The following is a 25,851-nucleotide window of genomic DNA, read 5'->3' as shown; positions in this document are numbered from 1 at the left end:
CACTTTGCCGAGCATAGACGCCCTCGCCGATCGCTTATCGACCTACCTCGGCACCGACCAGGTCAACCTGGTCCGCCGAGCGTATTTCTACGCCGAACAAGCCCACGACGGCCAACGCCGCCGCAGCGGCGAGGCGTATGTCACCCATCCTCTTGCGGTGGCCAATATTCTTGCCGACATGCACATGGACCATCAGAGCCTGATGGCCGCGATGCTGCATGACGTGATCGAAGACACCGGCATTGCCAAGGAAGCGCTCAGTGCGCAATTTGGCGAAACCGTGGCCGACCTGGTCGACGGGGTCAGCAAGCTGACCCAGATGAACTTCGAGACCAAGGCCGAGGCCCAGGCGGAAAACTTCCAGAAGATGGCCATGGCCATGGCCCGGGACATCCGGGTGATCCTGGTCAAGCTGGCCGACCGGCTGCACAACATGCGCACGCTGGAAGTGCTGTCCGGTGAGAAACGCCGGCGCATTGCCAAGGAAACCCTGGAAATCTACGCGCCCATCGCCAACCGGCTGGGCATGCATGCCATTCGTATCGAATTCGAAGACCTGGGTTTCAAGGCGATGCACCCGATGCGCTCGGCGCGCATCTACCAGGCGGTCAAGCGCGCCCGGGGCAATCGCAAGGAAATCGTCAACAAGATCGAAGAGTCCCTGAGCCACTGCCTGGCAATCGACGAGATTGAAGGCGAAGTCAGCGGGCGGCAGAAGCATATCTACGGCATCTACAAGAAGATGCGCGGCAAGCGCCGGGCCTTCAACGAGATCATGGACGTGTATGCGTTCCGGATCATCGTCGACAAGGTCGATACCTGCTACCGCGTGCTGGGCGCTGTACATAATTTGTACAAACCCCTGCCAGGCCGCTTCAAGGACTACATCGCCATCCCCAAAGCCAACGGCTATCAGTCGCTGCATACCACGCTGTTCGGTATGCATGGGGTGCCGATCGAGATCCAGATCCGCACCCGGGAAATGGAAGAGATGGCCAACAACGGCATCGCCGCCCATTGGCTGTACAAATCCAGCGGCGACGAGCAGCCCAAAGGCACCCATGCCCGCGCCCGCCAGTGGGTCAAGGGCGTGCTGGAAATGCAGCAACGTGCCGGCAACTCCCTGGAATTCATCGAAAGCGTGAAAATCGACCTGTTCCCGGACGAGGTCTACGTGTTCACGCCAAAAGGCCGGATCATGGAGCTGCCCAAGGGCTCCACGGCGGTCGACTTTGCCTACGCAGTGCACACCGACGTCGGCAACAGTTGCATCGCCTGCCGGATCAACCGCCGCCTGGCCCCGCTGTCGGAACCGCTGCAAAGCGGCTCCACCGTGGAGATCGTCAGCGCGCCGGGGGCCCGGCCGAACCCGGCCTGGCTCAACTTCGTAGTCACCGGCAAGGCCCGCACCCATATCCGCCACGCCCTGAAGCTGCAACGTCGCTCCGAGTCCATCAGCCTGGGCGAACGCCTGCTGAACAAGGTGCTCAACGGTTTCGACAGTTCCTTGGAGAAGATCCCCGCCGAGCGCGTGCAGGCGATCCTCCACGAGTACCGTCAGGAAGCCATCGAGGACTTGCTCGAAGACATCGGCCTGGGCAATCGCATGGCCTACGTGGTCGCCCGCCGCCTGCTCGGCGAGGGCGAGCAACTGCCGAGCCCCGAAGGCCCGCTGGCCATTCGCGGCACCGAAGGCCTGGTGCTGAGCTACGCCAAATGCTGCACACCGATCCCGGGCGACCCGATTGTGGGCCACCTGTCCGCCGGCAAAGGCATGGTCGTGCACCTGGACAACTGCCGCAATATCAGCGAAATACGCCACAACCCGGAAAAATGCATCCAGCTGTCCTGGGCCAAGGATGTGACCGGCGAATTCAACGTCGAGTTGCGGGTCGAGCTGGAGCATCAGCGCGGCCTGATCGCCTTGCTGGCCAGCAGCGTCAACGCCGCCGACGGCAATATCGAAAAAATCAGCATGGACGAACGTGATGGTCGCATCAGCGTGGTCCAACTGGTGGTCAGCGTGCACGACCGTGTACACCTGGCCCGCGTGATCAAGAAACTGCGTGCCCTGACTGGGGTTATCCGCATCACTCGCATGCGCGCATAACGCCTCCCCCCTATAGCCCGGACATTACAAGGAGTCATTTATGACCAAGACTGTTATCACCAGCGACAAGGCACCTGCTGCCATCGGTACTTATTCCCAGGCGATCAAGGCGGGCAACACCGTCTACATGTCCGGCCAGATCCCTCTGGACCCAAAGACCATGGAGCTGGTTGAAGGCTTCGAAGCCCAGACCGTACAAGTCTTCGAAAACCTCAAGTCGGTAGCCGAAGCCGCAGGCGGTTCGTTCAAGGACATCGTCAAGCTGAACATCTTCCTCACCGACCTGAGCCACTTCGCCAAGGTCAACGAGATCATGGGCAAGTACTTCGAACAACCCTACCCAGCCCGCGCCGCCATTGGCGTTGCCGCCCTTCCTAAGGGCTCCCAGGTTGAGATGGACGCGATTCTGGTCATCGAGTAATACATTCGGCGCAACCCACAGGGTTGCGCCGACTTCGTTTTAAAAGGATTTCATAATGCGCAAAGCGCTCGTTGCCTCCACGCTGCTCGCCCTGTTCCTTGGCGGCTGTGCCAGCAATCCTGCCACCCGGGATGTGAGCGGCACCTGGATCAACCAGGTCGCCATTGATGCGGCGTCCAAGGGCGGCCCTTTGCGCGAAGCCCTGCAAGCCTACGGTCCGAACCTCGAATGGGAGGTCAACACCAAGGCCAACCAGGCACGCTACTTCAATGGCTTTGAACGCCCCGAAGGCACCCTGGCCGGGGAAAAGTCCGGCACCTGGAACGTTGATTTCTACGGTAGCTCGACCACCGAACTCAAGCGCAAGGGCAAACAGCTGCTGCAAGTGGCCAACGACAACGAGCCCGAACAGCTGTTTGACCGCCCCAAGGACCCTGCCCCCGAAGGCGCACCCCTGGGTGCCAACTTCGAACGGGCGCTGTACTCGGCCTATATGGGCGGCAGCTGGAAAATCACCAGCGGCAGCGGCCTGGGCGCTACCGTGCAGTTCCAGGCCAACGGCCAAGTAAGCGGGCTGCCGGGCGCCGAGCAGTACTCACTGTGCCTGGCGGGCGATTGCGCCTCCATGAGCGGCGGCTACGACAGCATCTGGCTGCAACAAGGCGGCCAGGGCAACCCGTGGATCTTCAGTCGCAATGACAAGCAGTTGGAGATTTTCCAGGCGATCAATACCTCCCAGGCCGACGAAGTCCCTTCGTTTACCCCCGGGCCACGCCAGTGGTTGCTGGAAAAACAGTAATTTCAATGTGGGAGCGGGCTTGCGTGGGAGCCGGGCTTGCCCGCGATGCAGGCACCTCGGTGCGTCAGTGACACCGAGGTGATGCTGTCGCAGCGATCCGACAAGCTAGCTCCCACACAAGCCGGTGCCTAGCAGGAAAGGTCAGCCTTTGAGGATAGCGGCGTAGCCTTCGCGATAACTCGGATAGGTTGGCGTCCAACCCAGCGCCTTGGCCCGCGCATTGCTGCACTGCTTGCTGCCCGCGCGCCGCACACTGGCGTCTTCGGCCCACTCGGTCACCCCAAGGTACTCACGCAGCCAGCCCACAACCTCAGCCAGCGGCGCCGGCGCGTCGTCGACGCCGATATAGACCTTGTCCAACGAACCGCCCTGCTCTACATGTTGCAGCAGAAACGCCAACAACCCTGCCGCATCATCAACATGTATCCGGTTGCCGTACAAAGGCGGCTCCACCGCCACGCGATAGCCCTGGCGCACCTGGCTCAACAACCATTCACGCCCCGGCCCGTAGATACCGGTCAAGCGCACAGTCGTGGCCGGGATGCCGCTGTCGAATGCCACTTGCTCGGCTTCCAGCATCACTTGCCCGGAATAGCCAAGGGCCTGGGTAGGCGACGTCTCATCGACCCATTCGCCATTTTGCTGCCCATAGACACTGCTGCTGGACACGAACACAAGCTGCTTGGGCTGCTGGCCATAGTCGTCGAGCCATTCCAGCACATGCTGCAAGCCTTCGACATAGGCCTTGCGATAGCCCGCTTCGTCATGGTCGGTGGCGGCTGCGCAGTACACCAGGTAGTCCACACCGCCGATCGGCCAGGTGTCGGGACAATCCTTTTTGAACAGGTCGCCGGCAATCCCGATCACCCCTTCGGGCAGGCGCGAGACATTACGCCGCAGGCCATGCACCTCCCATCCGGCAGCCAGCAATTGACTAGCCAGCCGACTACCTACATCACCACAACCGGCAATCACCACAGAAGGCGCAGACATCACAAAACTCCGTTCTCAAAGGTCTAGATTAGCCCTCGCAGGTGACCAGCGGCCAGAAAAAGCACAAATAAAGATACTGTATTACTTCTGTTAACAAGAATTACTTGCAATAATAACCGCCCATTTGTCCTCGACCCTTTATGCGGTCTGGCAGGGCAAGCCCTTATTTTTTCTATCAGGTCCGGCCAGCATGACACGCAATAACCTCCCCGCTTCGCCAACCAAGCCTCACAGCCCGTCCCGCGTCTGGCGCGCGATAACTGCGTTGCTGTTCAGCGTCCTGCTGGCACCGACCGCCGCGCTCGCCGATGCCACGGCACCGGCCACTCCGCCTGCCGCTACTGCGCCAGCCCCGGCCGCGGCCCCCGCACCAGAGCAAAATGCCGCAGCACCCGGTGCTCCAACTGTCGCTCCTGCGGCCACCGACCCGGCTGCCGCCGAAGGCGTAGCCCCGCAAGATGAAACCGGCGTGGTTCTGGAAGAAGACAACACCCTGGGCATGGCTCACGACCTGTCGCCTTGGGGCATGTATCAGAACGCTGACATCATCGTGAAGATCGTGATGATCGGCCTGGCCATCGCCTCGATCATCACCTGGACCATCTGGATTGCCAAAGGCTTCGAGCTGCTGGGCGCCAAACGCCGCCTGCGCACGGAAATCGCCAACCTGAAAAAAGCCACCACCCTTAAAGAAGCCAGCGAAAGCGCGGCCATCAAGGGCACCCTGGCGCACCTGCTGGTACATGACGCACTGGAAGAAATGCGTCTGTCGGCCAACACCCGCGAAAAGGAAGGCATCAAGGAACGCGTGAGCTTCCGCCTGGAGCGCCTGGTGGCAGCCTGCGGTCGCAACATGAGCAACGGCACCGGCGTGCTGGCGACCATCGGTTCCACCGCGCCGTTCGTCGGTCTGTTCGGTACCGTGTGGGGCATCATGAACAGCTTCATCGGCATCGCCAAGACCCAGACCACCAACCTCGCCGTCGTTGCCCCCGGCATCGCCGAAGCCCTGCTGGCAACTGCCCTGGGCCTGGTCGCCGCAATTCCGGCGGTGGTGATCTACAACGTGTTCGCCCGTTCGATCGCCGGCTACAAGGCCCAGGTGTCGGACGCTTCGGCAGAAGTCCTGTTGCTGGTCAGCCGCGACCTCGATCACCTGCCTACCGAGCGCAGCTCGCAACCGCACATGGTGAAAGTGGGGTAATCGGCCATGGGCCTGCATTTGAATCAAGGCGACGACGAGCTCGTCGAGAACCACGAAATCAACGTCACGCCGTTTATCGACGTGATGCTGGTGCTGCTGATCATCTTCATGGTGGCAGCCCCTTTGGCCACGGTGGATATCAAGGTCGACCTCCCCGCCTCCAGCGCGAAACCCGCGCCCCGGCCGGAGAAACCGGTGTTCCTCAGCGTCAAGGCTGACCAGCGTCTGTTCCTGGGCGAAGACGAAGTCAAACCCGAAACCCTCGGTGCGGTGCTCGACGCCCGGACCCAGGGCAAGAAAGACACGACGATCTTCTTCCAGGCCGACAAGGGCGTGGACTACGGCGACCTGATGAGCGTGATGGATGCCCTGCGGGCAGCCGGCTACCTCAAGGTCGGTCTGGTCGGACTTGAGACGGCAGCCAAGAAATGATCACGACGCGCCACAAACTGACGCGTTATGGCACCAGCCTCGCCGTCGTGCTGGGCGTCCACGCCGTCGCGATCATCCTCGCGCTCCAGTGGTCGGCGCCACAGATGGTGCAGTTGCCACCGGCTGCCATGGTCATCGACCTGGCGCCGATGCCAGCCCCACCCCCTCCGGCCCCGCCGAAGGTGGTGACGCCACCGCAACCGCCGGCACCGGTGGAAGAGTTGCCCTTGCCGAAACTGGCCGAGGCACCCAAGCCCACGATTTCCGTGCCCAAGCCGGTCAAGCCAAAGCCTAAGCCGCAGCCACCCAAGCCTGAGAAAAAGGTCGAGCAGCCCAAGGAGAAACCCTCCGAGGATCCGCCGAGCGAAACCCCTCAGAACAACGCGCCTTCGGAGAAATCCGCGCAGCCGCAACCCGGCCCTTCGCCGGCACAGATCGCGGCCAAGGCCACCTGGCAAAGCACGCTGCTCGGTCACCTGGCGAAGTACAAGAAGTACCCGCCAGGCGCCCAGGCCCGTGGCAAGGAAGGCTTGAACCGCTTGCGGTTCGTGGTGGATGCCGAAGGCAAGGTGCTGTCCTATGAGCTGGTGGGCCGCTCCGGCAACGCCGACCTGGACCGCGCTACCCTGGAGATGATCCGTCGCGCCCAACCGCTGCCCAAGCCTCCGGCCGAGATGTTGACCAACGGCAGCATCGAAATCGTTGCGCCGTTTGTCTACAACATCGAGAAGCGCCGCCGCTAACCCCTGGGGGAGCGGGTTTGTGTGGGAGCGGGCTTGCCCGCGATGACGGTGTAACAGTCAACATCCACAGTGACTGACACACCGCCATCGCGAACAAGCCCACCCCCACACAAAACGGCCAACGCCATTAAGCAAAATCCCCCGCACAAACCGCTCAATCCCCAATCAAGCTCTGATAACGTGCGTCTATCGTTTGCAGCCGGTATGCTTGGCCCGCAACCTCATGGACGCCCGCTATGACTCTTACAGAATTACGCTACATCGTGACCCTCGCCCAAGAGCAACACTTCGGCCATGCAGCCGAACGTTGCCATGTCAGCCAACCGACGCTGTCGGTGGGCGTGAAAAAGCTTGAAGACGAACTCGGTGTGCTGATTTTCGAGCGCAGCAAAAGCGCCGTGCGCCTCACCCCGGTTGGCGAAGGCATTGTTGCCCAGGCGCAGAAGGTGCTGGAGCAGGCCCAGAGCATTCGTGAGCTGGCCCAGGCCGGCAAGAACCAACTGACCGCCCCGCTGAAAGTCGGCGCGATCTATACCGTCGGCCCGTACCTGTTCCCGCACCTGATCCCGCAACTGCACCGCGTCGCGCCGCAGATGCCGCTGTATATCGAAGAAAACTTCACCCACGTACTGCGCGACAAACTGCGCAACGGTGAGTTGGACGCGATCATCATCGCCCTGCCTTTCAACGAAGCCGACGTGCTGACATTGCCGCTCTACGACGAGCCGTTCTATGTATTGATGCCGGCCTCGCACCCGTGGACGCAAAAAGACACGATTGACGCCAGCCTGCTCAACGACAAGAGCCTGCTGCTGCTCGGTGAAGGCCATTGCTTCCGCGACCAGGTGCTGGAAGCCTGCCCGACCCTGACCAAGGGCAACGACGGCGCCAAGCACACCACCGTGGAGTCCAGCTCCCTGGAGACCATTCGCCATATGGTGGCGTCCGGCCTGGGCATCTCGATCCTGCCGCTGTCGGCCGTCGACAGCCACCACTACGCGGCCGGCGTGATTGAAGTGCGTCCGCTCACCCCGCCCGTGCCGTTCCGTACCGTGGCGATTGCCTGGCGCGCCAGTTTCCCGCGCCCGAAAGCGATTGATATCCTCGCCGACTCGATCCGCCTGTGCTCGGTGGCCAAGCCGCCTGCCGCGAACTAAGTACGTGTATGACTGAGCTGTCGCAGGTGTCGGTGACGGCACTCAAGGGTGTCGGTGAAGCCATGGCCGAGAAACTGGCCAAGGTCGGCCTGGAGAACCTCCAGGACGTGTTGTTTCACCTGCCCCTGCGTTACCAGGACCGCACCCGCGTAGTGCCCATCGGCCATCTGCGCCCTGGGCAGGATGCCGTGGTCGAAGGCACCGTCAGCGGTGCCGATGTGGTGATGGGCAAGCGCCGCAGCCTGGTGGTGCGCCTGCAGGACGGTACCGGCGGCCTGAGCCTGCGCTTCTACCATTTCAGCAACGCGCAAAAGGAAGGCCTCAAGCGCGGCACCCGTGTGCGCTGCTACGGTGAAGCGCGGCCGGGCGCGTCGGGCCTGGAAATCTACCACCCGGAATACCGCGCCATTACCGGCGACGAACCCCCGCCGGTAGACACCACCCTCACACCCATCTACCCGCTCACCGAAGGCCTGACGCAACAGCGCCTGCGCCAGCTGTGCATGCAGACCCTGACCCTGCTCGGCCCCCAAAGCCTGCCCGACTGGCTGCCGCAAGAGCTGGCCCGCGACTACCAGTTGGCGCCCCTGGCCGACGCGATCCGCTACCTGCATCACCCGCCGGCCGATGCCGATGTCGATGAATTGGCACTGGGTCATCACTGGGCCCAGCATCGCCTGGCCTTTGAAGAGTTGCTGACGCACCAACTGTCCCAGCAGCGCCTGCGCGAAAGCATGCGCTCCCTGCGGGCGCCGGCGATGCCCAAGGCCACGCGCCTGCCCGCGCAGTACCTGGCCAACCTGGGCTTTGCACCGACTGGCGCGCAGCAACGCGTAGGCAATGAAATCGCCTACGACCTGAGCCAGAAAGAACCAATGCTGCGCCTGATCCAGGGCGATGTTGGCGCCGGCAAGACCGTGGTCGCCGCCCTGGCCGCGCTGCAGGCCCTGGAGGCCGGTTATCAGGTGGCCCTGATGGCACCGACCGAGATCCTCGCCGAGCAGCACTTCATCACCTTCAAGCGCTGGCTCGAACCCCTGGGCCTGGAAGTGGCGTGGCTGGCGGGCAAGCTCAAGGGCAAGAACCGCACGGCCGCCCTGGAACAGATCGCCGCCGGCGCACCGATGGTGGTGGGTACCCACGCGCTGTTCCAGGACGAAGTTAAATTCAAGAACCTGGCCCTGGTGATCATCGACGAACAGCACCGTTTCGGCGTGCAACAACGCCTGGCCCTGCGCGAAAAGGGCGTGGGCGGGCGGATGAACCCGCACCAGTTGATCATGACCGCCACGCCGATCCCGCGCACGCTGGCCATGAGTGCCTACGCCGATCTCGACACCTCGATCCTCGACGAGTTGCCGCCGGGCCGAACGCCGGTCAACACGGTCCTGGTCACCGACACCCGACGGGTCGAAGTGATCGAACGGGTGCGCGGCGCCTGTGCCGAAGGGCGCCAGGCGTATTGGGTATGCACGCTGATCGAAGAGTCCGAAGAGCTGACCTGCCAGGCCGCTGAAACCACCTATGAAGACCTCACCAGCGCCTTGGGCGAGCTCAAGGTCGGGCTGATTCACGGGCGCATGAAGCCTGCGGAAAAAGCCGCGGTGATGGCCGAGTTCAAGGCCGGCAACCTGCAACTGCTGGTGGCCACCACGGTGATCGAAGTCGGCGTGGACGTGCCCAACGCCAGCCTGATGATCATCGAAAACCCCGAACGCCTGGGCCTGGCACAGTTACACCAGCTGCGCGGCCGGGTCGGCCGGGGCAGTGCCGCCAGCCACTGCGTGCTGCTCTACCATCCGCCGCTGTCGCAGATTGGTCGCCAGCGCCTGGGGATCATGCGCGAGACCAACGATGGCTTCGTGATCGCCGAAAAAGACCTGGAACTGCGTGGCCCCGGCGAAATGCTCGGCACCCGCCAGACCGGCCTGCTGCAATTCAAGGTGGCCGACCTGATGCGCGATGCCGACCTGCTACCTGCCGTGCGCGATGCAGCCCAGGCCCTGCTGGAGCGCTGGCCGCACCACGTCAGCCCGCTGCTGGATCGCTGGCTGCGCCACGGCCAGCAATACGGCCAGGTCTGACAGACCGCCAATAGCCGACACCATCACAAACCGCAGTTAGACACCCCCGGCCGGACCAAGCTGGTTATACTCCAAGCAAATGTAGAAAATTGGATCCGGCCATGTCAGAAGTTGCCCACGCCACAGCCCCGCCGACCGCACCCCCGGTCATTCGGGACTTGCTCGCAAAACTCGCCGTCAACTACACGGAAGTCACCGACCACCCCGGCCTGAACCCGGCCCGAAAGGTTCAAGCGGTGCTGCTCGATGACGCGGTGGGCGCCCTGATGGTGCTGTTTCCCCAGAGCCAGTTGCTGGATCTCAATCGCCTCACCGAACTGACCGGCCGAAACCTGACCGCTGTCGCGCCGGAGCGCCTGGATCGCATGCTCGGCAAACACAGCCTGAGCCTGCTGCCCGGCCTGCCGCCGCTGACCAGCTCGCCTTGCCTGTACGAAGAAAGCCTGCTGCGCGAGCCGACCTTGCTGGTGCACTCGGGCGAAGCCACCGTGCTGCTGGAAATCGCCAGCGACGACTTCAAGCGCCTGCTGAACAAAGCCAGTGCCGCCAACTTCGGCGAACCCCTGAGCCGCATCCTGCCCAACTTCGACCGTCCCAACGACGACCGCGACGAAATTACCCAGGCGATGCAGGCGTTTACCGCGCGCCGCATCCAGCAACGCCTGGAAGCCACCATTGAAATTCCACCGCTAGCCGATACCGCGCAGAAGATCATCAAGCTGCGGGTCGATCCCAACGCAACCATCGACGACATCACCGGCGTGGTCGAGACCGACCCGGCCCTGGCCGCGCAAGTAGTGAGCTGGGCGGCCTCGCCGTACTACGCCTCACCGGGCAAGATCCGTTCGGTAGAAGACGCAATTGTGCGTGTGCTGGGCTTCGACCTGGTGATCAACCTGGCCCTGGGCCTGGCGCTGGGCAAGACCTTGAGCCTGCCCAAGGACCATCCGCAACAGGCCACGCCCTACTGGCACCAGTCGATCTACACCGCCGCGGTGATCGAGGGCCTGACCCGCGCCATGCCCCGCGCCCAGCGCCCGGAAGCCGGCCTGACCTACCTGGCGGGCCTGCTGCACAACTTTGGCTACCTGTTGCTGGCCCACGTCTTCCCGCCGCACTTCTCGCTGATCTGCCGGCACCTGGAGGTCAACCCGCACCTGTGCCACAGCTATGTCGAGCAGCACTTGCTGGGCATCAGCCGCGAGCAGATCGGCGCCTGGCTGATGCGTTACTGGGATATGCCGCAAGAGCTGTCCACGGCCCTGCGCTTCCAGCATGACCCGAGCTACGACGGCCAATACGCCGAGTACCCGAACCTGGTATGCCTGGCCGTGCGCTTGCTGCGCGGGCGTGGGATTGGCTCCGGGCCTGAGGCCGAGATTCCGGACGAACTGCTGGAGCGCCTGGGCCTGAGCCGCGACAAGGCCGAGGAGGTGGTGAGCAAGGTGCTGGATGCCGAGGTGTTATTGCGCGAACTGGCGTCGCAGTTCAGCCAGGGCTGAAGCCGGCGCCTGCTGTACCGCTATCGCAGGCAAGCCAGCTCCCACAGTTGACCGGGTTCCAACGTTGGAATGCACTCAATATGTGGGGAGCTGGCTTGCCTGCGATGAATCCAACCCGGTCTCTCAGGCCTTCTTTTTCTTCGGCTTCAGATACTTGGTCAAGCCCTGGAACCACATCACCAGGGCCGGGTTGCCCTTGATCTGGATCGACTTGTCCTGAATCCCCGTCATGAACGCCAGTTGCTTGTTCTTCGCCTGCATCGTGGCGAAGCCGTAGGCGGCGTCTTTAAAAGCGATAGCAAATGCCGGCTCCGGGTGGACACCCGAGCGGCTGGTGATGCGCTGGTCTTTGACGATGAAGTGACGGGCAACCTTGCCGTCAAGGGTCTGCAGCTGGAATGCCAGATCCTTGTCACCCAACTGCTGCTGGAACGCAGGGTTGTTGCGGCTGGCTTTGGCCATCATCAGGCCCAGCACCCACAGAAGAAAACGAAATTTCATGCACACGGCCTCAGTGTAATTATTGGGTGGCCGCAGCAGTTTAACGATTTGTGCGCGGAACGCTACCGATCTCCCGCGTTAGCAGGAGATCGGCTGGCGTTTACCGCTTATAGCAACAACTTGGCTTAGACGTTAGGGCAAGGCACCGGTGCCCAGTCGGCCAGGTTCGGATCGCGGCAGGTGCCTTCGATCTGTGCTTTACCGGCGCTGGCCACTTGCTTGCTTTCAGTCTGCTTGACCTTGGCGGTCTGGATGCTTCGCTCGGTGCTCACCGCTTCGGTCGGCACCTTGGGCAGTGGCGGACGCTTGGTCACGACCTTGCCAGTCGACTTGCCTTTTTTCGCCGGCACCGCCGCCGGGGCAGTATCGGCCGTGGCCACGGTCACCACGTCATTGCGCTGCACACCCACCTGCTGCAGATCTTTCTCGTAGGCCTGGGTGTAGTTGTTCAGGTCTTCGCTGGCCTTGCCGTTGACCGCGACGATCAGGTCGTTGGATTCCTTCAGGCCGGCGACGATTTCTGCCAGGCGCTTGCGGCCTTCGGTGTCATTGACGGTCTTGGCCTTGCGGTCAGCCACCAACTTGGTGAACGCGCTCTGGTAGCACTGTTGGGACGCCTTGGCGTACGCGGTGCTACGGTCGATATCGGAAGCGCTTTTGTTGAAGTCCGTGGCGTAGGACGCGATGCGCTGGTTGTCATCGCTGATCTGCTTCTGGCGCTCGGTGTAGTAACCCGCCGCGCCGCCCGCCAGGGCTCCGCCCGCCGCGCCAATGGCGGCATTGCGGCCACGCTTGTCCGAATCGCCGGTCAGGGCACCCAACAGCGCACCACCGGCCGCGCCGAGGGCGGCGCCGGTGACGACCGACTTGGTCATGTCCGAATCAGTAGCGCGCAGGTGCTGCACCGGCTCGTAGCAGTTGGGGTAGTACTCGACCTTGGTGCTCGACGCGACCTTGGAAGCCGGCGACGTGGCGCAACCGGTCAGCACGGTGCTGAAGCCAGCCGCGATCAGCAGCAAGTAACGCTTGGAAACCGCCTTACGGGAAAAAAGCATAGGTGTGTTCTCTTTTAAGTTTGTCTTGCCCAGCACGGCCCATGCCGCCTGAGTCCCTTCCAAGCTCGCTATACAACCAACGGTCAAGACCGCTGACCGCTCGCTGCGAGCAACTCCTTCAAAATCGTTGCCGGGTCGGCTCGCTGTTGTTTGCGATAGTTGCCGACATGGCGAACGAATAACGTCGCGCGTGTCACCAGGCTCTTGCCCAGTACCGGCTTGCGCTCCAACTCTTGCTGGATCCGTTGAAACTGCGCCTGGATCACCGCATCGGTGTAGCGCGTGCCGGTGGCCAGGTTGTCGATATAAATCGCCACTGCGCCGTCGAGCGCGCTGCGGCCATTGGCGATGGCCGTGGCGAACAACTGCGCACTGGCCTCGTCCTTGGCGTCCAGGGACTGCTGGCGACTCTTCTGCAGATTGATCAGGCGGATGTTGTAGTTATTGATGGTCTCGGCCACCAGGGCGGCAGACTGGATCAGGTTGCCAGCCGCCTCCTCACGCTGCTGGGCGATCAGCGACACGTTGCGCTTGAGCTCTTCGTTGACCAGCCCCAGCTCGGCCTGCAGCCGTGGGTCGACGCTGGCGGCAATGATGCTGTCCAGGCGCTTGGTCGGGTCCTGGGCGTCGTCGATAGCGTCGGTCAGCGCGGCCAGGCGCCCCTCTTTCTGCCACTGCGCGAACAGTTCGTTGTAGCGTGAGCGCGGTGCCGACAGCGCGCCAATCGCCACCCTGAAGCCCGTGGTCTCGTTGCTTTGCTCCGTGCCATCGGCGCCGAACAGCGGGTATTCGCGGCGCATGCCGCTGAACAGCGTGCCCTCGCCTTCAAGGTAGTTGCCGCCCTTGACGATAAAGCCGCCGTAGGTGCCCTGGCGGCGCCCGGCGTGAACCAGCTGGAACGACTCCTGGACCATCTCCGCGGCGTTGCCGATCACATCGAACATGCCGATGGGGTTCGGTAACTTGGTACCGATAGGCATCAGCCGCGCCGCCTGGCCGGTGCCGCCGGCGACCTGGTTGAACACCGCCCAATCGCCCAGCGGGCCGTCGCTGTCGCTGCCCTCGATACGCCGGGGGAACAAGCGGCCTTCCAGATCCTGGCGGCTCACTGCCTGGCCGCCGCGCGCGGCGAACTCCCATTCCACTTCGGTAGGCAGCCGCACAAACCCCAGGCCGCCATCTTGCGCCGAAGCACCGCGGCCACTGACCGGCAGCAAGTCGCGGTGATATTTCATCAACCAGGCGCTGTAGACCGCCGAGAAACGCTCGGCTTCAAAGCGCGACAGCTTGACCTTGGGCAAGCGCCCGGCCATGCCCTCAGGCACCTCGCACGCTGGCGCCGGCTCACCACTGGCCAGGGACTGGGCCTGGGACATGACCTGGGCGTACTGGCGCGCGGTGACTTCGTACTTGCCGATAAAGTAGAGCATCGGCTTGAGCGGGGTCTTGGCGTCGGTCTTGGGCATCAGCGGCGCAATGACCTTGTTCCAGCCCTTGGGCAAATCCTTGAGGGTGAATTGGCCGTTGATAAAGTCGCGGCGGTAACCCGAGATAAACGACTGCTTGTAGCCCGCCTCGCCTTCGCTGAACGGGTAGCCGAGGCTGACCTCTCGGTCGTCCAGGGTGCCCTGGGCCAGGACATAGGCGTAGCGGAACACCATGTTGCCCTCACACGGCAGCGGCAGGCTGACGTCATCGGCCAACGGTTTGGGGTTGTCGAGCTTATCGCTTGCCTCGTCGGCCCAGGCCACAGTGGCCAGGCTCAGCGCCACGGCGGCGCCCAATAACTTATACATCTCTGATGCCCTCAGAAGCCTGGATACGCGCCACCCGCCACCCCCCACATACGGCCGCCACGGCGCTGACGCCGAGCACCGCGACCAGGGCCAGGGCGTAATGCCGCGCCAACAGGTGGCTGGCGTATTCGCCCGGCACCTGCACGAATAATTGATTCAAACCCGCCTCGGCCAGGCCATACAGCCCGGCGCTGAGTACAGCGGCCAACCCCGCGCTGTAGAGCGCCTGCAGCGTCACGAACAACAACAGCGCGCCAGTGGAAACCCCCAACAGGCGCAACACCGATAACTCCCGGCGCTTGCGCGCGACAGCGGCCAACGCCCCGGCGAAAATCGCCGCAAATGCCCCCGCCAAGGCCAGGCCGGCGATGATCCAGAACACAATCGCCAAGTTGCGACTCAGCGACTGCACCTGGGCGATACTCAGCGCCTGGGTCGAGACCAACAGGTTCTGCGCGGCGAAATACAGCCGTAGCGGCTCAACATCGGTAAGGCTGCGTGCATATAAACGAAACGCCGGATACACCCGCTGCTCGCTCACGCCCACCACGTCACCCTCCCAGCCCAACGCCGGCACCGCACGGCCATCGCGGTAGTCTTCCGCCGCTTCCAGCAGGCTCAAGTCGGCAAACAAACCGTCCCGCGCAAACGCCTCCAGGGGCAGCACTGCCACCACCTGCAACCGTGCATCCCGGGCCTCGACGCGCCCGGCCACTTGCCGCGCAAAGCGGGTTTGCAGCCAATCTCCCGGCCGCGCCGCCAGCTTCTCGGCGGCGGTGTGGCTCAGCACGATCTGCTCCAGGCCCGCCGGGATAGGCAAACCGCCCAGCAACGGATCACCCGGCGCGGTGGGCAGCATCTCCAGGGTCAACGTGCCCACCTGGGCCGTGGCCGCAATCTGCCGCGTGCGCGGGATGGCAAACGCCACATCGCTGCGCTGACCAAGTTGCTCGACAAAGGCGCGACTGAACCGCCCGCCGCCCAACGGGATGATTTCGCGGGTCGCCGGGTCATTCTCCAAGCGCTCGGTCAAGCTGCTGACCAGTCCGAATTTCAGGCCGAACAACACCAGCAACGGCGCGATCACCGCCACCAACGCCAACACCGAACAGGCCGACAGCCAGCCATCGTTGCGGTAATCCTGCCAAGCGAGGGAAGCCAACAGAGGGATACGCATCAACATGCCTCCCCGAGAGTCGCCGTGACGCCACCGTCGCTGTCGCGCTGGCAACTGATGCGCCGCACCTGCAAGCCACTGGCGCGGGCCAGGGGCTCGTCATGGGTGGCGATCACGCACGCGGCGCGGTGCTCACGGGCCTGGGTCAGCAGCGCCTGCATCACGCGCTCGGCATTGAGCGGATCCAGGGACGCGGTCGGCTCATCGGCCAGCACCAATTGCGGGGCATGGGCCAGGGCGCGGGCGCAACTGACGCGCTGGCGCTGACCCACCGACAACGCGCCAGGCTTCTTGGCCAACTGGTCGCTGATTTGCAACTGCGCAGCCAGCCGCGCCACGCTGCCATCGTCCTTCAGGCCCAACAGCTGCCGGGACAGGGCGATATTGCTGCGCACATCGAGAAAGCCCAGCAGGCCACCGGTCTGCAGCACATAACCGAGATGCCGGCTGCGCAACCCGGCCAACGTGGATTGCTGATTGGCCCGCCACAGCCCGCCGATATCCAACTGGTTGAATTCAAAACGGCCCACCTGATCAGGTGCCAGGACCAACGCCAGCAGATCGAGCAAGGTGCTTTTGCCGCAACCGCTCGGCCCGACAATCGCCAGCTGTTCACCTGCACCCAGGTGCAGTGCCGGAATCACCAGGCTATAGCGCTGGCTACCGAGGCCCCGGTTCTTGTGCACCGCGCTCAGGTTCAGCATCAAGGCAGCGTCGACAGTGGCACGCGGTACAACGCATCGCCCGGTTCGGCATCACCGAAACGGACCCAGTTGGCCACGTCGTTATGGAAGGTTTCATAGAGGCGGATCTTCGAATCCAGCTCGTCGATAAAGTCTTCCTGTTCGGCCACGCTCAATGACAGCCACAGGTCCTGGGTCATGTTCAGGGACTTGCTGCGGTACGGCAGGCCTTCCAGGTATTCACCCAGAATGCCGCCGTCGGCGAGGTTGCCACCCTTGCGCAGGGCCTGCGGGTCGCGGCTCATGTAGGCCGAGGCGCTGGCGATTTCCTGGAAGAAATCCCTGGGCGAAGTCTGGGTCTTGCGTGCCGCATCGACGATCAATTTCAGCGATTGCTGCAAATCGTTGAGCTGCAGTTTGGTCAGCATCACGCAGACCTGGAACGCCGGCAGTGCCGGGTTGGTCAGGTCGCGGTCGGCAGTCCAGGCGCTGACCAGTTGCGGCGCCTGGCTCGCGCCTTTGTGGCCGAGGAAGTCCATGTGCATGGCATAGCCGACGGCGGCGGATTTGTCCGCCAGGCTCGGCGCGCTGCTGAGCAACGGCACCGGCTGCGGGGTATTGCTGCGCACTTGATGCACCAGGTTGGCGAACACCGTGCCGATCTCATCGACCCGCTCGCCCAGCTTGCGCACATCACCGCCCGGCACTGCCGTGTACAGATCGCCGATCCGTGGGTTGGCGTCGGCAGTCAGGATGCGGTACTGGGATTCGGCGCCGCCATGGGTTTTCTTGCCGGCGTCGGTGCGCAGGTGCAGGGCATAGATCTTGATCTGCTTGCCCAGCGCCGCCTGGCGCACTTCGGCTTCGTTCATCTGGGTCGCGGCAAACGGGTCGTTCTTGCGCAGGGCCCCGGCATCGGTCACCAGCAGGATCAGGCGCCCGCCATAGCCGGACCAATCCATGCCTTCCACCGCCTGCATCACCCCGGCAAACGCATCTTCATTGAACGAGTGGCTGGAGACGGTGGAGGCTTTGACCTGCCGCGCCATATCCAGAAACCGCTGGGGGTCGCGGCCCTGGTCGAGGGTGATCAGGGTCTTGGCCACGTACTCCAGGCCCGGGGTTTTCTTCACGCTGCTGCGAAAGCCGACCATGCCAAAGCTGACGCTGTCCAACTCGCCGCGCTCGGCAATGCGGGTTTGCAGTTCATGGACCACATCGCGCACCTGGTCGATATACGGCTGCATCGACACCGTGGTATCCACCACCAGCACCACGGCGGTGCGGAACGCATCGGCATTCGCATTGATCAGCGGGGTGGCCGGCTTGGCGGCGGCAGTGCCGGGGTCGATGGACGCCACATTGAGCAACTGCACCGGCTGGCCATTCTCGTCGAAGCTCTCTTTGGCATCGAAGATCGGCAACAGGTAGAACTGGTTCTGCGGCACGGCACTGGCTGTGGGCTCCAGGGCCAGGACCTGTTGATTGTCCTCAGGGTTTTTCTGCGCTTTGAGCAGCAGGTTTTTCGCGGCGGCCGGGTCAGCCAGGAGTTTTTCCACCTCGCCAGGCTGGCGCAGGAACATCACCGGTGCCCGCCCCGAACGCTCAGTGAACTTGAGCACCAGGCTCTGCTTCCAGTCGCTGACTTGCGCGGCCGGCAACCAACCGTCACTGCGCCCGTCGGTGGCGGCGCCAATGCGCAGCCATGGGCTGCCGTCGACATCTTTGCGCTGGTACACATAAAGCACCGAGAACGCGGGCAAGGCCTTACCCGGTGCGCCGCCCGCCTCGCTGGAGAGCTTGGCGCCGGGCTTGCTCAGGACGCGCTGGAACAGGGTTTTCTTGCCGGCCATCAGCAAGGGGCGCTGGCCGCCGTCGCTATCAGCGGCCAGCGGTTTAACCGCAGTCGGCGTAGCGGGCACGACCGCAGCAGGCGGCGGCGCAGGGGCGTCGTCACTCAGCCACCAGTAACTGGCGCCACCGATGGCCAGCGCGACCGCCACGGCCACGGCGGCCAATGCCAGGACAGGGCCACGCCGCTGCTCGGACTCCGCGCGATGCTGCGTGGGGCTCACCACCGGCTGGCGCACTGCTTGCGACTGCGGTTGCGGTTGCGGTTGCGGTTGCGGTTGCGGCGCAGCATTGGGAATTTCGATGGACACCGGGGTCAACCCGGCCAGATCCTGACCGGCCGACATCACGGCGGGGCGAATCAAGGTCGCCTCCAAGGCTTCTTTCGGCGCCTCCAGGGGCAACCGATCCAGAGCCAGCAGCAGCGCGGCGGCATCCGGGAAACGCTGCGCCGGATCCTTGGCCAGGAGTTTTTTCAGCACCTCTTGATAACGGCCATGGTGCAGCGGCAGTTCCGGCAAGGGCTCGGTCAGGTGCGCCAGGGCGGTGGAGAGTGCATCGGTGCCGTTGTAAGGCAGCTTGCCGACGAGGATTTCGTAGAGCACCACCCCGAGGGCGTACAGGTCGGCGCGGCCGTCGATTTCCTGGCCCCGCGCCTGCTCCGGGCTCATGTAGCTGGGGGTGCCCACGGCAAACCCGGCCTGGGTGAACTGGGTGCGGTCATCCAGGGACTTGGCGATCCCGAAGTCCGACAGCACCGCCGTGCCATCGGCGCGAAACAGGATGTTCGCCGGCTTGACGTCGCGGTGCACCAAACCCTGGGCGTGGGCGTAACCCAGGGCCGAGGCGATCTGGCGGATATACACCAGCCCCTGCTCCGGCGTCAGGCCGGCGGCGATGCGCTCCTTGAGCGTGCCATTGGGCAGGTATTCCATGGCCATGTAATACAGCTCGCCGACATTGCCGATGTCGTGGATGGTCACGGTGTGCGGGTGCGACAGCCGCGCCAGGGTCTTGCCCTCGCGCAGGAAACGCTCGCAGAAACTCGGGTCGGCAGCCAGCGCAGCGGCCATGACTTTCAACGCCACCTTGCGCTCCAGCGACCGCTGGGTCGCCAGGTACACGCTGGCCATGGCGCCTTCGCCGATTTCGCCGTCGATGTCGTAGCCGGGGATGATCAGGGTCATGGCGACACCTTCACGACGAGGGTGGTGATGTTGTCGGGCGCACCGCGATTGAGCCCCAGGTGCACCAGGCTGCGGGCGATTTCGTCAGGCTCGGCATGGCTCAGCACGTCACGGATTTCGTGGTCTTCGACGGTCTTGTTCAGGCCATCGCTGCACAGCAGGTAGCTGTCACCGGGGGCGATCAACAGGTCGACCACCGACAGCTCCAATTGCGCCTCCACACCAATGGCGCGGGTGACGATATTGGCCCGCGGATGCACCCGCGCATCGGCTTCGCTGAGCAGGCCGCTGTCCTGCAGGTCCTGCACGTAGCTGTGGTCGCGGGAGATGCGTTCCAACTCGCCATCGCGCAGGCGATACAAGCGGCTGTCGCCGGCCCACAGGCACACACCGCGCAGGCCGCGTGCGGCCAACACCACCACGGTGCTGCCCATCATGGTCACGCCACGGTTGGCGGTTTCTTCACGTACGGCCGTGTTGACCCGGGTCAGCTCGGTGCGCAGCGCCGCCGTATATTCGTCCAGGGACCGACCCACGGGCAGGCCGCGCAGGCTGTCGACGATCAGGCTGCTGACATAGTCGCCGGCCGCGTGCCCGCCCATGCCGTCGGCCACCACCCACAGGCGGTTTTCCGGGAGGTCCAGGCACGCGTCTTCATTGACCTGGCGCACCATGCCCACATGGCTTTTGCTCGCGGATTTGTACGTCGACCCCATCTACACCACACCTTCTTGTCCGAGCAGAAATTGCGCAAAATCGCCGGCAGCAGGCAAACCCTGGCACCGTAATAAACCGGGGGAAATACGTTGCGAACCACGCCCCCACCACAGGCTGGCGCCTTCGCAGGCCTGTTCGGCAAGGGCGGTCATGCGCCCATGGGGCACGGTGGCGGCGACCCGTTGCAGGCTGGCGAAGCGACTGTCCAGGGCACGCGGTTCACTGGCCGGCAAGCCCAGGCGGTCAACGCCGTGGTTAAACCCTTCGAACGTGGCGCCGGGCTGCAAGGTGCTGAGCAGCAGCTCCTCGATCTGTTCGAACCAGGCATCCGGGCCACCCACCAGGGACGCCGGATTGGTGTCGTGATCCAACAAGGCGACCACCGCCAGCGGGAAATACCGCCCGACCCGATCAATGCTCGGCATCACGACACCCGCCGCCGCATCCGGCCCGCACACCCCCGGCGCCAGTACGAAACGCCACAGCGGGCTGACCAGGTAAGCGTTGAGCCAGTTGTCGCCCAGGCTGTGCTGGCTGGCGAGCAAACCAGCAGCCAGCCAACTGTCCCAGGGGCCGATAAAGCTCTGGGGCAAGGCACGGCTGACAAAGTCCCCGCGACTGGCCAACTTGCCGTAGAACCCCAGGGTGGTCATAGCCGCTCCGGCAGGCTGAAGCCACTGAGCACGCGGCTCTTGAACGGGTTGAAAGCGCTGTTGGCACGCAATTCATAGGCGATGCTCGCGCCGTCGACCCGCAGACGCAGGTTGAAGCGGTCCGGCGAATTGCCGGCAGAAAGCTCCGATTGTTCTAACAGGCGGAACCACGCCCATGGGCCATCCAGGGTGACGCCGGAGCGACCGCTGGCCGATGGCGGCATGATCGAGATGCGCACCCCGCCACTGCTGCCGGGATTCGGCCATTGCATCGCCACCGGCCGGCTCGGGCCGTGGTCGTAGCTCAGTTGCTGGCCGTCCAGGTCAAGCAGGAACTGGGTGATGGTCGCGTCCATCGCCACCGGCTTGAGCTCGAAACGCACGATGGGCTGCGTGCCCCCCGCGCGAAAGAACGCATCCCGAATAGTCGCCGCGCGCTGGAAGGTTTGCAGCACGCCCGGCGCGATACCGAGCTTCTGCGCCGCCCCCGGCTGCCAGCGCCAGGTCTGCGCGGAGGTATCGACGTAGGGTTGCAGGTATTTGCGGAAGTAGTTGTCCATCACCCCGCCCACCCCAAAGAACTGGCCGAAGTCGTCCAGGGTGGCGTCCCGAGCACTGCCGGGGGACATCGGGTAGCGCCCGGCCAGGGACTGGCGATACACATTCACCACTTCACTGACCCAGGCCGCGTTCAGTTGATTGCGCACCCCGCCCATCATGCTGTTGGTGGTGGAGTTGACCACCGACTTGACCATGCCCTGTACCAGCGGCGGCTGGCGTTCGGCATTCAGGCTGACCCGGGTGGCGGCCGCTGCGGCCTGGTTCTTGGCTTCGCCGAGCAAGGCATCGCCACTGGCGCCGACCATGGCGCTGACCTGCACATACAGCGCATTCATATCCGCCAGCAGGCCGTCGATGGCCGCCGGCTCGCCTTCGTTCTTGGCGACGATGCTGTTGAGTTCGGCAAAGTGCGCGGTCACCGGGTCTTCCGTGAGGGCCGGTGCACTGGCCGTCGGCTGGGCCTCGCCGAGCAGGCTGCCGAGGCGCTCCTTGAGCTTGTCGACGCCACCTTCCACCGGCACGCCCTTGGCCGCCAATTGGCGTTCTTCAGCTTGCAGGTCGGTTTCCTTGGCCACCGCCACCAGCAGCTTTTTCAGCGGCGAGGTCGGGCCGGAGATCACCCGCAACACGTCCGCCGCCTGGGCCACGCTGGTGATGGGTACAAAGTCGATATCCGCCAGCAAGGCGTCCCATTGGCGCTGATAGTCCTGGAAGTACAGGCGTCGCACGTCGGCGGCAAGGCTCGCCACATTCTGTTGATCTGCCGGCGCCTGGCCCAACACCCATTGCTCTTCGGCCAGGGTCCCGGCCTGATTCAGGCTGGTCAGCAAAAAGCCCTGGCGATAGCCCTTGGCGGTAAACAAGCCACTCAACGGCTCGCCCAGCGGCTTGCCACTTTTGCGGCTGAACACCAGCGCAGCATCCCGCCCAGCGGCTTCGTTGATGCGGAAGTCGGTCACGCCGTCGGGCAGTTTCTGGCGCTTGACCCGGTCGTACACACGCTGGGCCACCGGCAGTTGTTGCAGTTGCCGGCGCAAGTCGTCGATCAGCCGTGGGTCGAGGCGCGCATTCGGCGGATGGCGGTCGAACAGCGCCTGCAGGTGAGCGCTGAGGGCCTGGCGCTGGTCGACGGGCAGGTCGCGCGGCAGGTTGCGGTCCCAGTCCAGGGCGATCCAGGCCTTGATAAAGTCCGGGTCGTAATGCTCGCTGTCCGCCAGCATCAGGTAGGCCTTCAAGCCTTCGTAGAGGAAATCGGAACTGCCACCACCGTGCAGTTGCTCTTCGATGCGCGTCACCAGGCGCGGGGCGAACACCGCGATCAGCAGCTTGCGGTAGACACTGGCAGATTCGGCTTCGAGCATGTCGCCCTGATACAGGCCCAGGCCCTCGGACCAGCTTGGCGAATCGCCCGCCAGGTTCTTAACCGCGTTGAGCAGCGGCAACACCGCCAGCACATCACGCTGTGCCGGGCTCAGGCTCTGCACGGCCTGGCCCAGTGGCGCGACCTTGTGGTCAACCTGGGCGATATACGCCTGGTTGGCGCGATAACTCAGCCACCACAGGCTGCTGACCACCAGCACCAGCGCAACCGTCGCGGCGAGCACGCCACGGGCGACCCATTTGCGGCGGCGCTCGACCTTCGGGTTGACCCCCACCAGGCCACGCTCGGCAAAGGCCACGGCGCTGAACAGTTTCTCGATGAAGTAGCTGCGCCCAGTACCGCTCTGGCGCGCCAGATGCTGGCGGTCGAGGTTCATGCTCTGGGCCATGGCGCCGATCAGTCGGTCAATCGGGCTGCCTTCCTGGGTACCGCTGGTGAAATAGACGCCGCGCAGCAGCACGCGCTCTTCAAAGGCATTGGGCTTGAACACGCCCTCGAGGAAGCTTTGCAGGCAATCCTTCAGCGCACCGAATTGCTGCGGGAAGCCATAGATCAGGTCGCGCCGCGCCGGGTCGCGCTCCTGTTGCAGGCGTTCCACCAGGCGCTCGTTGAGGCGCTGCTCCAGGCCGGCGAATTCGCTTTGCAGATGGGCCAGGGGGCTGTCGCTGTGCTTGCCGTCGTCCAGGGCAAAGGTCATGCCCCACACCTGGGCGCGATCTTCCTTGCTCAGGTTGTCGAAAAACTCCATGAAACCCGGCACCAGATCGAGCTTGGTGAGCATCAGGTAAATCGGGAAACGCACGCCCAACTGGGTGTACAACTCCTGGATGCGCAGGCGGATTGCGGCAGCGTGGGCGGCGCGCTCGGCGTCAGTGCCCAGCAGCAGGTCCGACAGGCTGATGGCGATAAAAGCGCCATCGATCGGGCGGCGGGCGCGCTGCTTTTTCAGCAGGTCGAGGAAGCCCAGCCAGGCGGCTTTATCCACCGTGGAGTTGCTGTCCTGGGTGGTGTAGCGCCCGGCGGTGTCCAGCAGCACCGCTTGATCGGTAAACCACCAATCACAGTTACGTGTACCGCCCACGCCGCGCACCGCACCGGCACCCAACTGGGCAGCCAGGGGGAAGTGCAACCCGGAGTTGACCAGCGCGGTGGTCTTGCCAGAGCCCGGCGGGCCGATGATCACGTACCACGGCAACTCATAGAGGTTGCGCCGTTCGTCACCGCCCAACTTGGCCTTTTTCAACAGCGCGAGGGCTTCGTCCATGCGTTGGCGCAGGGTGGCCAACTCTTCGGCAGTGGCGACACTGTTGGGGTCGGCCGGGGTTTCGGCGGCCAGGCTGCGCATCACTTCGGCGGCCTGACGGCGCGCCTGGATGATGCGAAACACGCGGTAGGCAATCCACACCGCGAAGACCAGGATGATCAAGGCCCAGCGCCGGCCTTCCGGCACCAGCACGTCGAGCAACGGCCCGACAAACCAGATGATCAGGCCCAGGGCAATCAGGCCCAGCACGGGGATCACCCAGCGAATCATAAAACTGAAAAACGCCTTCACTCGACGCCCTCCGCCAATACGGTGATTTCAACCCGACGATTGCGGGCACGGCCTTCGGCTGTGGCGTTGGTCGCCACCGGCTCGGTGTCGCTGCGACCCTCGGCGCTGAAGCGCTCGCCCTGGCCGGTCTTGGCCGCGAGGATTTCCAGCACCGACTTGGCCCGCGCCTCGGACAAGGCCCAGTTGGACGGGAAGCGCAGGGTGGCAATCGGCCGATTGTCGCTGTGCCCGGTCACCCGCACCTGGCCCTTGACCTTGCGGATGGCATCGGCGATGCGCAGCATCAGGGGTTGGTAGTCATCGACAATGCTGGAGCTGGCCGAGGCGAACAGTTCATCGCCACGGATCGTCACCACGGAGCGGTCGACGGCATCTTCCACCGCGACCCGGCCCGCCTTGATGTCCTCCACCAGAAAGCCCGCCAGGCGTGGGCGCTCGATGATTTTCGGCTGCGCCACCGGGCGGTCGATGGCCTGCACCGGGATTTCCCCCAATGCATGGATGTTCTTGAACACCGGCTCGGCATCCGACGCCAGTTTCAGGCGCAAGCCAAACAGTAGGGCCAGCAGCAAAGCCAGGCCGATGGCCACGGCGATCCACGGCGGCATGAATTGCGCCAGGCGATCGCGGGCCACGGTCACGCCGCGCCAATGGGGCGACAGCTCGCGTTCATGCTCGCCACGGGCACTGCGAATCGCCGCCGCCGTGCGTTCGCGCAGGGCTTCGAGCTGGCTGCGGCCGTCGTTCATTACCCGGTAGCGGCCTTCGAAACCCAGGCACATGCACAGGTACAACAGCTCCAGCAGATACAGGCGTTCGCGCGGGCTTTGCAGGCAGTGGTCCAGCAGTTGGAAGACCTTTTCGCCGCCCCAGGCTTCGTTGTGCACGGTGATCAGCAGGCTCTGCTTGCCCCAGTCACTGGCGCTGCCCCAGGGCGTGCTCAGCACCGCTTCATCGAGGGCGGTGCACAGCGCGTAGCGGGCCAACAGCACTTCGTTGCGGGCCACGCCGGCCGCCTCGGCGCGTTCTTCGAACTGGCGCAGGTAGGCCAGCAACTGCGCGCGCAGGCTTGAGGGTGCGGGATGGGCGATGGTATTGCGCAGGCGCGTCAGCAGTGCCAGCAAGGGGCCGGCGGCGCTTTCCAGCGGGTTGAGGCCCTGGCTTTTGCCGGTGAGGATCGGCGCCGCCGGCATCGACAAAGGCGCTGGTTCTGCGCGGGCAGGCTCCGGCGCTCGGCCACCCGGACGCGGCATGAACTGGGTGCGGTCGTCATCATTGGGATGCATCGC

Annotated in this window: 20 protein-coding genes; 9 read left to right on the top strand and 11 right to left on the bottom strand. The window is 64.0% G+C overall.

Annotation, left to right across the window (positions count from 1 at the left end; all coding sequences use genetic code 11):
• Nucleotides 1–4: 4 nt before the first annotated feature.
• Genes spoT through HBR93_RS06995 form a run of 3 tightly spaced genes read left to right on the top strand, consistent with a single transcriptional unit; the run spans nucleotide 5 to nucleotide 3,330 of the window.
• Nucleotides 5–2,110 (top strand): bifunctional GTP diphosphokinase/guanosine-3',5'-bis pyrophosphate 3'-pyrophosphohydrolase, encoded by a 2,106-nt coding sequence (gene spoT / locus HBR93_RS07005; protein ID WP_057961004.1) that lies wholly within the window; start codon nucleotides 5–7, stop codon nucleotides 2,108–2,110.
• Nucleotides 2,111–2,150: 40 nt separating this feature from the next.
• On the top strand, nucleotides 2,151–2,531 hold the full coding sequence (locus tag HBR93_RS07000) for a RidA family protein (protein WP_025130815.1): 381 nt from the start codon (nucleotides 2,151–2,153) through the stop codon (nucleotides 2,529–2,531).
• Nucleotides 2,532–2,586: 55 nt separating this feature from the next.
• Nucleotides 2,587–3,330 carry a hypothetical protein gene (locus HBR93_RS06995; RefSeq protein WP_057961005.1) on the top strand — a complete coding sequence of 248 codons (744 nt, stop codon included), beginning with the start codon at nucleotides 2,587–2,589 and terminating at the stop codon, nucleotides 3,328–3,330.
• A gap of 141 nt (nucleotides 3,331–3,471) precedes the next feature.
• Here the strand turns inward: HBR93_RS06995 and HBR93_RS06990 are convergent, their stop codons facing one another.
• Nucleotides 3,472–4,323 (bottom strand): SDR family oxidoreductase, encoded by an 852-nt coding sequence (locus HBR93_RS06990; RefSeq protein ID WP_057440515.1) that lies wholly within the window; start codon nucleotides 4,321–4,323, stop codon nucleotides 3,472–3,474.
• Nucleotides 4,324–4,513: 190 nt separating this feature from the next.
• On the opposite strand from HBR93_RS06990, the gene exbB reads away from it, so the two are divergent.
• The 6 genes from exbB (at nucleotide 4,514) to HBR93_RS06960 (ending at nucleotide 11,445) form a co-directional block, all read left to right on the top strand.
• The gene (gene exbB / locus HBR93_RS06985; protein WP_057440516.1) at nucleotides 4,514–5,527 is read left to right on the top strand and encodes a tonB-system energizer ExbB; all 1,014 of its coding nucleotides are present in this window, start codon (nucleotides 4,514–4,516) and stop codon (nucleotides 5,525–5,527) included.
• 6 nt (nucleotides 5,528–5,533) lie between these two features.
• Complete coding sequence (exbD, locus tag HBR93_RS06980) at nucleotides 5,534–5,959, top strand: TonB system transport protein ExbD (RefSeq protein WP_057961008.1); 426 nt, start codon at nucleotides 5,534–5,536, stop codon at nucleotides 5,957–5,959.
• Nucleotides 5,956–6,702 carry an energy transducer TonB gene (locus HBR93_RS06975; RefSeq protein ID WP_057440517.1) on the top strand — a complete coding sequence of 249 codons (747 nt, stop codon included), beginning with the start codon at nucleotides 5,956–5,958 and terminating at the stop codon, nucleotides 6,700–6,702. Before exbD ends, HBR93_RS06975 begins: the two co-directional genes overlap by 4 nt.
• 236 nt (nucleotides 6,703–6,938) lie before the next feature.
• Complete coding sequence (locus tag HBR93_RS06970) at nucleotides 6,939–7,859, top strand: hydrogen peroxide-inducible genes activator (RefSeq protein WP_057961009.1); 921 nt, start codon at nucleotides 6,939–6,941, stop codon at nucleotides 7,857–7,859.
• A gap of 8 nt (nucleotides 7,860–7,867) precedes the next feature.
• On the top strand, nucleotides 7,868–9,943 hold the full coding sequence (recG, locus tag HBR93_RS06965; RefSeq protein WP_057961010.1) for an ATP-dependent DNA helicase RecG: 2,076 nt from the start codon (nucleotides 7,868–7,870) through the stop codon (nucleotides 9,941–9,943).
• 101 nt (nucleotides 9,944–10,044) lie between these two features.
• Nucleotides 10,045–11,445, top strand: a complete 1,401-nt coding sequence (locus HBR93_RS06960; protein ID WP_057440518.1) for an aminoacyl-tRNA deacylase and HDOD domain-containing protein — start codon at nucleotides 10,045–10,047, stop codon at nucleotides 11,443–11,445.
• 123 nt (nucleotides 11,446–11,568) lie between these two features.
• On the opposite strand, the gene HBR93_RS06955 is transcribed toward HBR93_RS06960, so the two are convergent.
• The 10 genes from HBR93_RS06955 to HBR93_RS06910 form a co-directional block, all read right to left on the bottom strand.
• On the bottom strand, nucleotides 11,569–11,946 hold the full coding sequence (locus HBR93_RS06955; RefSeq protein ID WP_029289848.1) for a hypothetical protein: 378 nt from the start codon (nucleotides 11,944–11,946) through the stop codon (nucleotides 11,569–11,571).
• Nucleotides 11,947–12,071: 125 nt separating this feature from the next.
• Nucleotides 12,072–13,001, bottom strand: a complete 930-nt coding sequence (gene tagQ, locus HBR93_RS06950; protein ID WP_169960060.1) for a type VI secretion system-associated lipoprotein TagQ — start codon at nucleotides 12,999–13,001, stop codon at nucleotides 12,072–12,074.
• Between the two features lie 83 nt (nucleotides 13,002–13,084).
• On the bottom strand, nucleotides 13,085–14,797 hold the full coding sequence (locus tag HBR93_RS06945; protein WP_057961013.1) for an SUMF1/EgtB/PvdO family nonheme iron enzyme: 1,713 nt from the start codon (nucleotides 14,795–14,797) through the stop codon (nucleotides 13,085–13,087).
• Nucleotides 14,790–15,974, bottom strand: coding sequence for an ABC transporter permease (locus tag HBR93_RS06940; protein ID WP_169960059.1), 1,185 nt, complete (start codon nucleotides 15,972–15,974; stop codon nucleotides 14,790–14,792). The genes HBR93_RS06945 and HBR93_RS06940 overlap by 8 nt, the downstream gene beginning before the upstream one ends.
• Nucleotides 15,974–16,678, bottom strand: coding sequence for an ABC transporter ATP-binding protein (locus tag HBR93_RS06935; RefSeq protein WP_057961015.1), 705 nt, complete (start codon nucleotides 16,676–16,678; stop codon nucleotides 15,974–15,976). Before HBR93_RS06935 ends, HBR93_RS06940 begins: the two co-directional genes overlap by 1 nt.
• Nucleotides 16,678–19,695 carry a serine/threonine-protein kinase gene (locus HBR93_RS06930; protein WP_169960058.1) on the bottom strand — a complete coding sequence of 1,006 codons (3,018 nt, stop codon included), beginning with the start codon at nucleotides 19,693–19,695 and terminating at the stop codon, nucleotides 16,678–16,680. The genes HBR93_RS06935 and HBR93_RS06930 overlap by 1 nt, the downstream gene beginning before the upstream one ends.
• A complete protein-coding gene (locus HBR93_RS06925; protein WP_169960057.1) occupies nucleotides 19,692–20,411 on the bottom strand; it encodes a protein phosphatase 2C domain-containing protein in 720 nt (239 codons plus the stop codon). The genes HBR93_RS06930 and HBR93_RS06925 overlap by 4 nt, the downstream gene beginning before the upstream one ends.
• Nucleotides 20,412–21,065, bottom strand: coding sequence for a type VI secretion system-associated protein TagF (gene tagF / locus HBR93_RS06920; RefSeq protein WP_057961017.1), 654 nt, complete (start codon nucleotides 21,063–21,065; stop codon nucleotides 20,412–20,414).
• Nucleotides 21,062–24,562, bottom strand: coding sequence for a type VI secretion system membrane subunit TssM (gene tssM / locus HBR93_RS06915; RefSeq protein WP_186351010.1), 3,501 nt, complete (start codon nucleotides 24,560–24,562; stop codon nucleotides 21,062–21,064). The genes tagF and tssM overlap by 4 nt, the downstream gene beginning before the upstream one ends.
• Nucleotides 24,559–25,848 (bottom strand): DotU family type VI secretion system protein, encoded by a 1,290-nt coding sequence (locus tag HBR93_RS06910; RefSeq protein WP_032856783.1) that lies wholly within the window; start codon nucleotides 25,846–25,848, stop codon nucleotides 24,559–24,561. The genes tssM and HBR93_RS06910 overlap by 4 nt, the downstream gene beginning before the upstream one ends.
• Nucleotides 25,849–25,851: the final 3 nt, after the last annotated feature.

The organism is Pseudomonas sp. WS 5411 (genome assembly GCF_012985595.1).
GTDB classification, from domain to species: Bacteria; Pseudomonadota; Gammaproteobacteria; order Pseudomonadales; family Pseudomonadaceae; genus Aquipseudomonas; species Aquipseudomonas shahriarae.
The sequence above is the reverse complement of the archived record's forward strand: the minus strand, read 5'-3'. Positions and strand labels throughout refer to the sequence as shown.